Origin of the sequence: Citrobacter sp. Cpo037, from assembly GCF_030332945.1 — a bacterium.
Lineage (GTDB): Bacteria > Pseudomonadota > Gammaproteobacteria > Enterobacterales > Enterobacteriaceae > Citrobacter > Citrobacter portucalensis.
In genome coordinates this window covers 1-11,168 of record NZ_JAOWGW010000045.1, presented here as the reverse complement: position 1 = coordinate 11,168, position 11,168 = coordinate 1, and the positions used below count along the sequence as shown (strand labels likewise).

12 protein-coding genes and 2 pseudogenes are annotated in these 11,168 nt (G+C 58.3%); 10 read left to right on the top strand and 4 right to left on the bottom strand.

Features of this window, described 5'->3' with window-relative positions; all coding sequences use genetic code 11:
* Nucleotides 1-331: pseudogene (locus tag OGX94_RS06035) on the top strand (IS6-like element IS26 family transposase); the annotation flags it as partial.
* Between the two features lie 274 nt (nt 332-605).
* Here OGX94_RS06035 and intI1 read toward each other — a convergent pair.
* A complete protein-coding gene (intI1, locus tag OGX94_RS06030; RefSeq protein WP_000845039.1) occupies nt 606-1,619 on the bottom strand; it encodes a class 1 integron integrase IntI1 in 1,014 nt (337 codons plus the stop codon).
* Between the two features lie 144 nt (nt 1,620-1,763).
* Here intI1 and dfrA12 point away from each other — a divergent pair, with 144 nt between their 5' ends.
* The 9 genes and pseudogenes from dfrA12 (at nt 1,764) to OGX94_RS05980 (ending at nt 7,803) form a co-directional block, all read left to right on the top strand.
* Entirely contained in the window at nt 1,764-2,261 is a 498-nt protein-coding gene (gene dfrA12 / locus OGX94_RS06025; protein ID WP_001083725.1) for a trimethoprim-resistant dihydrofolate reductase DfrA12, read from the top strand.
* 111 nt (nt 2,262-2,372) lie between these two features.
* On the top strand, nt 2,373-2,663 hold the full coding sequence (locus OGX94_RS06020) for a DUF1010 domain-containing protein (RefSeq protein WP_001336345.1): 291 nt from the start codon (nt 2,373-2,375) through the stop codon (nt 2,661-2,663).
* 5 nt (nt 2,664-2,668) lie between these two features.
* Nucleotides 2,669-3,460, top strand: coding sequence for an ANT(3'')-Ia family aminoglycoside nucleotidyltransferase AadA2 (locus OGX94_RS06015; RefSeq protein WP_001206356.1), 792 nt, complete (start codon nt 2,669-2,671; stop codon nt 3,458-3,460).
* 163 nt (nt 3,461-3,623) lie between these two features.
* Nucleotides 3,624-3,971 carry a quaternary ammonium compound efflux SMR transporter QacE delta 1 gene (locus OGX94_RS06010; protein ID WP_000679427.1) on the top strand — a complete coding sequence of 116 codons (348 nt, stop codon included), beginning with the start codon at nt 3,624-3,626 and terminating at the stop codon, nt 3,969-3,971.
* A complete protein-coding gene (sul1, locus tag OGX94_RS06005) occupies nt 3,965-4,804 on the top strand; it encodes a sulfonamide-resistant dihydropteroate synthase Sul1 (protein ID WP_000259031.1) in 840 nt (279 codons plus the stop codon). The genes OGX94_RS06010 and sul1 overlap by 7 nt, the downstream gene beginning before the upstream one ends.
* 127 nt (nt 4,805-4,931) lie before the next feature.
* Nucleotides 4,932-5,129 (top strand): annotated as a pseudogene (locus OGX94_RS06000) (hypothetical protein); the annotation flags it as partial.
* Between the two features lie 161 nt (nt 5,130-5,290).
* Nucleotides 5,291-6,496 (top strand): chromate efflux transporter, encoded by a 1,206-nt coding sequence (gene chrA / locus OGX94_RS05995; RefSeq protein WP_000184001.1) that lies wholly within the window; start codon nt 5,291-5,293, stop codon nt 6,494-6,496.
* A gap of 10 nt (nt 6,497-6,506) precedes the next feature.
* Entirely contained in the window at nt 6,507-6,812 is a 306-nt protein-coding gene (locus tag OGX94_RS05990) for a PadR family transcriptional regulator (RefSeq protein WP_000130000.1), read from the top strand.
* 226 nt (nt 6,813-7,038) lie between these two features.
* A complete protein-coding gene (locus tag OGX94_RS05980) occupies nt 7,039-7,803 on the top strand; it encodes an IS6-like element IS6100 family transposase (protein ID WP_001389365.1) in 765 nt (254 codons plus the stop codon).
* Between the two features lie 492 nt (nt 7,804-8,295).
* Here OGX94_RS05980 and mphR(A) read toward each other — a convergent pair whose 3' ends face one another.
* Genes mphR(A) through OGX94_RS05965 form a run of 3 tightly spaced genes read right to left on the bottom strand, consistent with a single transcriptional unit; the run spans nt 8,296 to nt 11,020 of the window.
* Nucleotides 8,296-8,880 (bottom strand): macrolide-binding transcriptional repressor MphR(A), encoded by a 585-nt coding sequence (gene mphR(A) / locus OGX94_RS05975; protein ID WP_001137892.1) that lies wholly within the window; start codon nt 8,878-8,880, stop codon nt 8,296-8,298.
* A complete protein-coding gene (gene mrx(A) / locus OGX94_RS05970; protein WP_000004159.1) occupies nt 8,880-10,118 on the bottom strand; it encodes a phosphorylated macrolide efflux MFS transporter Mrx(A) in 1,239 nt (412 codons plus the stop codon). Before mrx(A) ends, mphR(A) begins: the two co-directional genes overlap by 1 nt.
* Nucleotides 10,115-11,020 (bottom strand): Mph(A) family macrolide 2'-phosphotransferase, encoded by a 906-nt coding sequence (locus OGX94_RS05965; protein ID WP_000219391.1) that lies wholly within the window; start codon nt 11,018-11,020, stop codon nt 10,115-10,117. Before OGX94_RS05965 ends, mrx(A) begins: the two co-directional genes overlap by 4 nt.
* Between the last annotated feature and the right edge of the window lie 148 nt (nt 11,021-11,168).

Sequence of the window (11,168 nt, the reverse complement as noted above, 5' to 3'; positions counted from 1 at the left end):
CGTGAAGAAGTGGCAGATCCCGCGATTCATCAACACGGATAAAGCGCCCGCCTATGGTCGCGCGCTTGCTCTGCTCAAACGCGAAGGCCGGTGCCAGTCTGACGTTGAACACCGACAGATTAAGTACCGGAACAACGTGATTGAATGCGATCATGGCAAACTGAAACGGATAATCGGCGCCACGCTGGGATTTAAATCCATGAAGACGGCTTACGCCACCATCAAAGGTATTGAGGTGATGCGTGCACTACGCAAAGGCCAGGCCTCAGCATTTTATTATGGTGATCCCCTGGGCGAAATGCGCCTGGTAAGCAGAGTTTTTGAAATGTAAGGCCTTTGAATAAGACAAAAGGCTGCCTCATCGCTAACTTTGCAACAGTGCCCCCTCGGCTACCACCTCCATTGTCGTTTTCAGAAGACGGCTGCACTGAACGTCAGAAGCCGACTGCACTATAGCAGCGGAGGGGTTGGATCCATCAGGCAACGACGGGCTGCTGCCGGCCATCAGCGGACGCAGGGAGGACTTTCCGCAACCGGCCGTTCGATGCGGCACCGATGGCCTTCGCGCAGGGGTAGTGAATCCGCCAGGATTGACTTGCGCTGCCCTACCTCTCACTAGTGAGGGGCGGCAGCGCATCAAGCGGTGAGCGCACTCCGGCACCGCCAACTTTCAGCACATGCGTGTAAATCATCGTCGTAGAGACGTCGGAATGGCCGAGCAGATCCTGCACGGTTCGAATGTCGTAACCGCTGCGGAGCAAGGCCGTCGCGAACGAGTGGCGGAGGGTGTGCGGTGTGGCGGGCTTCGTGATGCCTGCTTGTTCTACGGCACGTTTGAAGGCGCGCTGAAAGGTCTGGTCATACATGTGATGGCGACGCACGACACCGCTCCGTGGATCGGTCGAATGCGTGTGCTGCGCAAAAACCCAGAACCACGGCCAGGAATGCCCGGCGCGCGGATACTTCCGCTCAAGGGCGTCGGGAAGCGCAACGCCGCTGCGGCCCTCGGCCTGGTCCTTCAGCCACCATGCCCGTGCACGCGACAGCTGCTCGCGCAGGCTGGGTGCCAAGCTCTCGGGTAACATCAAGGCCCGATCCTTGGAGCCCTTGCCCTCCCGCACGATGATCGTGCCGTGATCGAAATCCAGATCCTTGACCCGCAGTTGCAAACCCTCACTGATCCGCATGCCCGTTCCATACAGAAGCTGGGCGAACAAACGATGCTCGCCTTCCAGAAAACCGAGGATGCGAACCACTTCATCCGGGGTCAGCACCACCGGCAAGCGCCGCGACGGCCGAGGTCTTCCGATCTCCTGAAGCCAGGGCAGATCCGTGCACAGCACCTTGCCGTAGAAGAACAGCAAGGCCGCCAATGCCTGACGATGCGTGGAGACCGAAACCTTGCGCTCGTTCGCCAGCCAGGACAGAAATGCCTCGACTTCGCTGCTGCCCAAGGTTGCCGGGTGACGCACACCGTGGAAACGGATGAAGGCACGAACCCAGTGGACATAAGCCTGTTCGGTTGGTAAGCTGTAATGCAAGTAGCGTATGCGCTCACGCAACTGGTCCAGAACCTTGACCGAACGCAGCGGTGGTAACGGCGCAGTGGCGGTTTTCATGGCTTGTTATGACTGTTTTTTTGTACAGTCTATGCCTCGGGCATCCAAGCAGCAAGCGCGTTACGCCGTGGGTCGATGTTTGATGTTATGGAGCAGCAACGATGTTACGCAGCAGGGCAGTCGCCCTAAAACAAAGTTAGCCATATGAACTCGGAATCAGTACGCATTTATCTCGTTGCTGCGATGGGAGCCAATCGGGTTATTGGCAATGGTCCTAATATCCCCTGGAAAATTCCGGGTGAGCAGAAGATTTTTCGCAGACTCACTGAGGGAAAAGTCGTTGTCATGGGGCGAAAGACCTTTGAGTCTATCGGCAAGCCTCTACCGAACCGTCACACATTGGTAATCTCACGCCAAGCTAACTACCGCGCCACTGGCTGCGTAGTTGTTTCAACGCTGTCGCACGCTATCGCTTTGGCATCCGAACTCGGCAATGAACTCTACGTCGCGGGCGGAGCTGAGATATACACTCTGGCACTACCTCACGCCCACGGCGTGTTTCTATCTGAGGTACATCAAACCTTCGAGGGTGACGCCTTCTTCCCAATGCTCAACGAAACAGAATTCGAGCTTGTCTCAACCGAAACCATTCAAGCTGTAATTCCGTACACCCACTCCGTTTATGCGCGTCGAAACGGCTAACCATTCCGTCAACGGGACGCCAAAATGCTGCGCATTTTGGTTCCCTCCGCTGCGCTCCGGCTCTCGTTACGTCCAACGTTAGCACCACTGAAACCCAGCTTTATTTAGCTCATGTTTATTCAAACGGCATTTAGCTTTTCAGGCGTTATTCAGTGCCTGTTTTGCCTTTTTTCCGGGCTTCGCCTGCATGGGCTGCGCAGGTTTTCAGTCTTTTTGGCCTCTAGCCCTTGCGTAGCAAGCGCAAGCAGCTATCGTTTTTGCAGTGCTGTGCCGCCTCGGTGGCGCAGCGTTTTTTCACGGTTAGCGCCCGTCGCCAAATTCAAGTTATCCGTTTTGGCTTCTGGTTCTAACATTTCGGTCAAGCCGACCCGCATTCTGCGGTCGGCTTACCTCGCCCGTTAGACATCATGAGGGAAGCGGTGACCATCGAAATTTCGAACCAACTATCAGAGGTGCTAAGCGTCATTGAGCGCCATCTGGAATCAACGTTGCTGGCCGTGCATTTGTACGGCTCCGCAGTGGATGGCGGCCTGAAGCCATACAGCGATATTGATTTGTTGGTTACTGTGGCCGTAAAGCTTGATGAAACGACGCGGCGAGCATTGCTCAATGATCTTATGGAGGCTTCGGCTTTCCCTGGCGAGAGCGAGACGCTCCGCGCTATAGAAGTCACCCTTGTCGTGCATGACGACATCATCCCGTGGCGTTATCCGGCTAAGCGCGAGCTGCAATTTGGAGAATGGCAGCGCAATGACATTCTTGCGGGTATCTTCGAGCCAGCCATGATCGACATTGATCTAGCTATCCTGCTTACAAAAGCAAGAGAACATAGCGTTGCCTTGGTAGGTCCGGCAGCGGAGGAATTCTTTGACCCGGTTCCTGAACAGGATCTATTCGAGGCGCTGAGGGAAACCTTGAAGCTATGGAACTCGCAGCCCGACTGGGCCGGCGATGAGCGAAATGTAGTGCTTACGTTGTCCCGCATTTGGTACAGCGCAATAACCGGCAAAATCGCGCCGAAGGATGTCGCTGCCGACTGGGCAATAAAACGCCTACCTGCCCAGTATCAGCCCGTCTTACTTGAAGCTAAGCAAGCTTATCTGGGACAAAAAGAAGATCACTTGGCCTCACGCGCAGATCACTTGGAAGAATTTATTCGCTTTGTGAAAGGCGAGATCATCAAGTCAGTTGGTAAATGATGTCTAACAATTCGTTCAAGCCGACCGCGCTACGCGCGGCGGCTTAACTCCGGCGTTAGATGCACTAAGCACATAATTGCTCACAGCCAAACTATCAGGTCAAGTCTGCTTTTATTATTTTTAAGCGTGCATAATAAGCCCTACACAAATTGGGAGATATATCATGAAAGGCTGGCTTTTTCTTGTTATCGCAATAGTTGGCGAAGTAATCGCAACATCCGCATTAAAATCTAGCGAGGGCTTTACTAAGCTTGCCCCTTCCGCCGTTGTCATAATCGGTTATGGCATCGCATTTTATTTTCTTTCTCTGGTTCTGAAATCCATCCCTGTCGGTGTTGCTTATGCAGTCTGGTCGGGACTCGGCGTCGTCATAATTACAGCCATTGCCTGGTTGCTTCATGGGCAAAAGCTTGATGCGTGGGGCTTTGTAGGTATGGGGCTCATAATTGCTGCCTTTTTGCTCGCCCGATCCCCATCGTGGAAGTCGCTGCGGAGGCCGACGCCATGGTGACGGTGTTCGGCATTCTGAATCTCACCGAGGACTCCTTCTTCGATGAGAGCCGGCGGCTAGACCCCGCCGGCGCTGTCACCGCGGCGATCGAAATGCTGCGAGTCGGATCAGACGTCGTGGATGTCGGACCGGCCGCCAGCCATCCGGACGCGAGGCCTGTATCGCCGGCCGATGAGATCAGACGTATTGCGCCGCTCTTAGACGCCCTGTCCGATCAGATGCACCGTGTTTCAATCGACAGCTTCCAACCGGAAACCCAGCGCTATGCGCTCAAGCGCGGCGTGGGCTACCTGAACGATATCCAAGGATTTCCTGACCCTGCGCTCTATCCCGATATTGCTGAGGCGGACTGCAGGCTGGTGGTTATGCACTCAGCGCAGCGGGATGGCATCGCCACCCGCACCGGTCACCTTCGACCCGAAGACGCGCTCGACGAGATTGTGCGGTTCTTCGAGGCGCGGGTTTCCGCCTTGCGACGGAGCGGGGTCGCTGCCGACCGGCTCATCCTCGATCCGGGGATGGGATTTTTCTTGAGCCCCGCACCGGAAACATCGCTGCACGTGCTGTCGAACCTTCAAAAGCTGAAGTCGGCGTTGGGGCTTCCGCTATTGGTCTCGGTGTCGCGGAAATCCTTCTTGGGCGCCACCGTTGGCCTTCCTGTAAAGGATCTGGGTCCAGCGAGCCTTGCGGCGGAACTTCACGCGATCGGCAATGGCGCTGACTACGTCCGCACCCACGCGCCTGGAGATCTGCGAAGCGCAATCACCTTCTCGGAAACCCTCGCGAAATTTCGCAGTCGCGACGCCAGAGACCGAGGGTTAGATCATGCCTAGCATTCACCTTCCGGCCGCCCGCTAGCGGACCCTGGTCAGGTTCCGCGAAGGTGGGCGCAGACATGCTGGGCTCGTCAGGATCAAACTGCACTATGAGGCGGCGGTTCATACCGCGCCAGGGGAGCGAATGGACAGCGAGGAGCCTCCGAACGTTCGGGTCGCCTGCTCGGGTGATATCGACGAGGTTGTGCGGCTGATGCACGACGCTGCGGCGTGGATGTCCGCCAAGGGAACGCCCGCCTGGGACGTCGCGCGGATCGACCGGACATTCGCGGAGACCTTCGTCCTGAGATCCGAGCTCCTAGGGATCGCCTCAGAAAACGGAAAATAAAGCACGCTAAGCCGTAAGTAAGCGTGCTCCTGTGAAAGCCACAGCTAAAACTGCGTAGTACACATAGAGGTATTTTTTTCTAGATTTATATCGAATTTCGTTATCGAATTTCGCTTATTATTGATCAACTCGTTGCAGATCATGAAGGCGAAAGTATGACGAATAACCCTACCGATGACAGCAGACCATGGTCGGTCTTTCTTATTTTTCTGCGGCTTGGATTGACATCTTTTGGCGGCCCCATTGCGCACTTGGGCTACTTCCGCGCCGAATTTGTCACACGGCGGCGCTGGCTCTCCGAACGGAGCTATGCTGACTTGGTCGCGCTTTGTCAGTTCTTGCCAGGGCCTGCAAGCAGCCAGGTCGGCATAGCGGTAGGACTGTCTCGGGCTGGATACAGCGGGGCGCTGGCTGCTTGGGCTGGCTTCACGCTGCCGTCTGCCATAGCCTTGATCCTTTTTGCGCTCGGCATCTCCAGCTATGGCGATTACGTCTCGCAGGGCGCGTTGCATGGCTTAAAAGTGGTGGCTGTGGCCGTGGTCGCTCAAGCAGTATGGGGCATGGCGCGTAACCTATGCACGGATGGGCTGCGAGTCACCATCATGGCAATTGCTACCTGCGTCGTTTTACTTGTGCCGTCCGCGTGGGGACAGGTTGGCGTGATTGCTATCGCAGGCATCGCAGGCCGGTTATTGTTCAAGCCAGCGAAAGTTGTTGAGCATGACCCCCTACCTATCACGGTCAGTCACCGGGCCGGCGTGCTTTGGCTCTCGCTGTTCTTTGTCTTGCTGATTGGCCTGCCGGTGTTGGCCGAACTGATGCCAAGTCAAACCATGGCAATGGTGGATTCCTTCTATCGTGTCGGATCACTGGTGTTCGGCGGTGGTCACGTTGTGCTGCCATTACTGCAAGCCGAAGTGGTGCCCTCCGGCTGGGTCAACAATGAATCCTTTCTCGCGGGGTACGGGGCAGCTCAAGCGGTGCCCGGCCCTTTGTTCACGTTCGCCGCGTTTCTTGGTGCCTCGATGAACACCGCCCCGTCGGGCTGGATCGGCGGCATTGTGTGTCTGCTGGCTATCTTCGCGCCCTCGTTCTTGCTGGTCGTCGGATCAATGCCATTTTGGGAGCGTTTGCGCCGCAATACAGGCATCCAAGCTGCGCTGGCCGGGATCAATGCCGCTGTAGTCGGCTTGCTGCTGGCCGCGCTGTATCAGCCTGTATGGACTAGCGCCATCTTTCAGCCGCAAGACTTCGGCTTGGCATTAGTTGCCCTTGTCGCACTTATGTTCTGGAAGCTCCCGCCGTGGCTGGTTGTCCTCGGTAGCGGTGCAGCTGGGTGGCTGTTGAGCGTCGCTCTGTGAGGCACAAAAAATGACTGACAAAGACCTCTACGGCGGTTTGATCCGCCTGCACATCCTTCACCATGCAGCCGAGGAACCTGTCTTTGGGCTGGGGATCATCGAAGAGCTACGCCGACACGGCTACGAGATGAGCGCTGGCACCGTGTACCCGATGCTGCACGGCCTGGAAAAAAAAGGCTATCTGACCTCACGCCACGAACGCACCGGGCGACGTGAACGGCGTGTTTATGACATCACTGAACAAGGCAGAACTGCACTTGCTGATGCGAAAACAAAGGTCAAGGAGCTGTTCGGAGAGTTGGTAGAAGGTGGTTGAGTTTTTGCTTCTATGTCAGGTTGAGCTATACCCTAACTGGATTGTCATTTTCAGAAGACGACTGCACCAGTTGATTGGGCGTAATGGCTGTTGTGCAGCCAGCTCCTGACAGTTCAATATCAGAAGTGATCTGCACCAATCTCGACTATGCTCAATACTCGTGTGGGCTCTGTTGCAAAAATCGTGAAGCTTGAGCATGCTTGGCGGAGATTGGACGGACGGAACGATGACGGATTTCAAGTGGCGCCATTTCCAGGGTGATGTGATCCTGTGGGCGGTGCGCTGGTATTGTCGCTATCCGATCAGCTATCGCGACCTTGAGGAAATGCTGGCGGAACGCGGCATTTCGGTCGACCATACGACGATCTATCGCTGGGTCCAGTGCTACGCCCCGGAGATGGAGAAGCGGCTGCGCTGGTTCTGGCGGCGTGGCTTTGATCCGAGCTGGCGCCTGGATGAAACCTACGTCAAGGTGCGGGGCAAGTGGACCTACCTGTACCGGGCAGTCGACAAGCGGGGCGACACGATCGATTTCTACCTGTCGCCGACCCGCAGCGCCAAGGCAGCGAAGCGGTTCCTGGGCAAGGCCCTGCGAGGCCTGAAGCACTGGGAAAAGCCTGCCACGCTCAATACCGACAAAGCGCCGAGCTATGGTGCAGCGATCACCGAATTGAAGCGCGAAGGAAAGCTGGACCGGGAGACGGCCCACCGGCAGGTGAAGTATCTCAATAACGTGATCGAGGCCGATCACGGAAAGCTCAAGATACTGATCAAGCCGGTGCGCGGTTTCAAATCGATCCCCACGGCCTATGCCACGATCAAGGGATTCGAAGTCATGCGAGCCCTGCGCAAAGGACAGGCTCGCCCCTGGTGCCTGCAGCCCGGCATCAGGGGCGAGGTGCGCCTTGTGGAGAGAGCTTTTGGCATTGGGCCCTCGGCGCTGACGGAGGCCATGGGCATGCTCAACCACCATTTCGCAGCAGCCGCCTGATCGGCGCAGAGCGACAGCCTACCTCTGACTGCCGCCAATCTTTGCAACAGAGCCCGCCGTGCTAGTCTGCTCGGTGATGGTGGAGTGAAGCCAACCCGCAATCGGGTTATGAATCTGCATCGCGATTCGCAATCAGCTGTCTCTTGAGCATGTCGAACTCCTGCGATGTTATCTCGCCGTGCTCGTGCTGCTACACCAACTTGTCCAACTCATCCGCCACACCGCTCCCCACCACCTGCGATGGCCAGGTTGTTTGCTGGGCGCATTGGCGGAGTATCGTCTCGACCCGGGACACCCACACCGGCACAACCTTACGGGAGTGATTCACTGTCAAAGAATCGGCCCGGTGCTCTGACGCAAGTATCGGGATGGTCACCATTTGTAAGCCGTAGACCTGAGTGGTGATCAAGACTTCGATACCACCGACCGTACCGGTACTAATCGACGACGGTCGTGTTCGTCGCCTGCCGCAGGGACTCTGCACACCTCCGTTTACGCATGTGCCTGGAGGAGTTGGAAATCGTCGTGTTCGGGAAACATTAAACACAGGATGGCAGCGATCTGAGCCAGCACATGATCAGCTAGCTCACCATCCGGATCGACGGCCCACTGCATCGTCGCGCCAGCGATGACCGAGTGCAGGAGCAACTCAGCTGCCGCAGGAGCACCTGGGGGCAGTCGCTTGCGGATCCCCTCCACCACCGCGCGGTTCCGCTGGATCGCAAGCGTGCGTAGCTCCGGCACCTGGAGCTCGTACCAGGAGATGAGATAGTTCACCGAGAAGTCGTTGCGAGTGTTCATGCTCCGAACGAGCACCTGCAAAAATTCCCAGAGCCCTTGCGGCCCTGCGCCTATCGGTATCGCATTCAGGTAATGCCGCACCTGCTCGACGCCGCGCTCCATCATCCTCACCAGCAGCGTATCGCGGTTGGTGAAGCGCTGGATTAACGCTGCGCGGGAGAGCCCCACCTCCTTTGCTACTCCGCTGAGCGTGAACTCTATGGGACCGCAACGCTTCAGCACTACGGTGGCGGCCTCGAGTACCTCGTCATCGGACTTGAGCTTGGGGCGGGGCATCAGTGTTCACCTTCTGTATGGGTTGGGGCGGAGGCTGTGGCTGCCGCCGCCATTGTAGCAAATTGAAGACGGAGCGAGAGTAGAGCCACGAGCCCCGCAAACACGGCCGATACAACGAGGCCAGGGAGCGGACCAGCAAGGTCGACAAACGCGCCGGCCGCAAGCATAACCATGGGCGAGGCTGACAGCATCACCGCCGAGACCGTGCCGAGTACCCGGCCGAGAAGTTCTGGCGGCGTGCGGTTGTAGATGGCAGCGTTGAGAATGGGAGAGACTGAGCCGGTCAGCAGTCCCACGAGCGCGCCCAACAACATCAGCACCGGCACGCCTGGCAACTGTGAAAGCAGAAGCGAGCCCACCGCAGAGCCACAAAATGCCACCGCCAGCCAGTTCTGCGCTGATATCCGGGCGCCGACCGACGCATGAATGGCAATGCCAAGGAGACCACCAGCCCCCATCATTGAGGAGAACAGCCCGAGCTCTGCTACTTGGCGTCCTGCATCTACAAACAGCGCAGGCATGATGACGCTGCCGTTGGCGCCAACGATGCCCACGAAGATCATCACTATACCAAAGAGAGGGCGCAGCAGGGGTTCGCTCCAGAGAAAAGCGACGCCGGCGCGCATGGAGAGAGTCGCCGTCGTGGTCATCGTCCGAGCGGCACGCGCGGGAAGCACCCACGCGCCGAGCAGACCTGCAAGGACGGAGCAGAACGCCGTCAGCCCGAGCGTTGGCGCAGCGCCAAGCAGGCCGATTGCGGCCCCCCCAAGGGCCGGGCCACCTAGAATCGCGACGTTCCCGATCACCGCTTTCAGTGACGAGACGCGCTCAACGGAGAGCCCGGCGACGTGGCCGAGTTTGGGCAGCTCACTGTCCTGCGCGGCCATACCGGGTGCGTCGAACGCGGCACCGAGCACCACGCAAGCGATCAGCCCAGTGTTCGAGAGGGCGCCAACGGCATCGAGCAGTGGGATGCTCGCCATGGCCACGCCGCCCACCACACCCGAGATCAATGCGACGGGCGCGCGCCCGAACCGATCGACGAGGCCACCACCAACCCACGCGCCGATGATGGTCGCGATGACGCTGCTAGCGGCCGTGGCGCCCGCCCAGGCCGCGCTCTTTGTATGAGACAGGACGAACCATGGAAGCGCGAGGGCCGCCACCGCGTTGCCGATCCGGAAGAGAAAGGTCGCCGCGAACAGCGTCGCGAGCGGGCTATATCGACGTTCGCTCATTCCGCTGCGGCGAGCTGCGCCTTCGCCGCAGCGAGGTACTCTTCGTTACCCGAGTCGAGGGCGAAGAGTGCGTAGGTGACCGCCCCGAACGCAAGGCGCTCCGCGATGTGGTGGGCGAGCCGCGGCCACACCCGGCCACCGGCCGCTTCATACGTGAGGAGGAGCTTCGCGAGCCCCTCTTCACCAAAGACCATAAGGTGCGCGGCCATGTCGATGGCAGGGTCATCAACGCGGGCCTCGCTCCAGTCGATCATCCCGCTGACGCGCTCCGTGTTGTCGATGAGCACATGGCCCACGTAGAGATCGCCATGCACCACCACGGAGAAATCTGGCCACGACGAATCGTCGTCGAGCCAGCGCTGCCACCGGTGGAGGCGCTTGTCGTTCACCACGAACTCGCGTCGGACGCGGTCAACGTCGTCGGCCACCTTCTGACGGGCCTGCGTCGGTGTACGGATGAGCATCCCCGCATCCACGGCGGCGGAAATGGGGACGGCATGCAGGGCGGCGAGCGCGGTCGCGAAGCTCTCCGCGAAGACCTCCGAGTCCTGCGGCACGACCCAGTCGGGCGTGGACGAACCAGGCTGGATGACCATCGCAGTCGAGTCTTCGAGCATGGGATAGGCAACGAGCTCGGCGTTGGCCACGCGCCAGTCCGGCACCGCGAACGGCAGGCGATTCTTGAGCATTGCCAGCACCCGCGCCTCTGGTTCGACCTTCGCGCTTACCTCGGCTCGGCGCGGGATGCGCAGCACCCACCGACGTCCATCGTCGACGGTGGCGATCACGATCCTATAGTCGAGCCCAAGCTCATTGACAGTCAGCGGGCCATGGAGCTTGAGCCCATGTCGGGCTGCAAGTGCGTACAGTTGGGAGGTATCGGCGGTCGTGACTACGGTCATGATTCACTCCTGAGGGCTTGACGGGTTTAGCCACCTAAATGTAACAGTCACGTCGGTTATATTCAATCCGGCACTGTTGCAAAGTTAGCGATGAGGCAGCCTTTTGTCTTATTCAAAGGCCTTACATTTCAAAAACTCTGCTTACCAG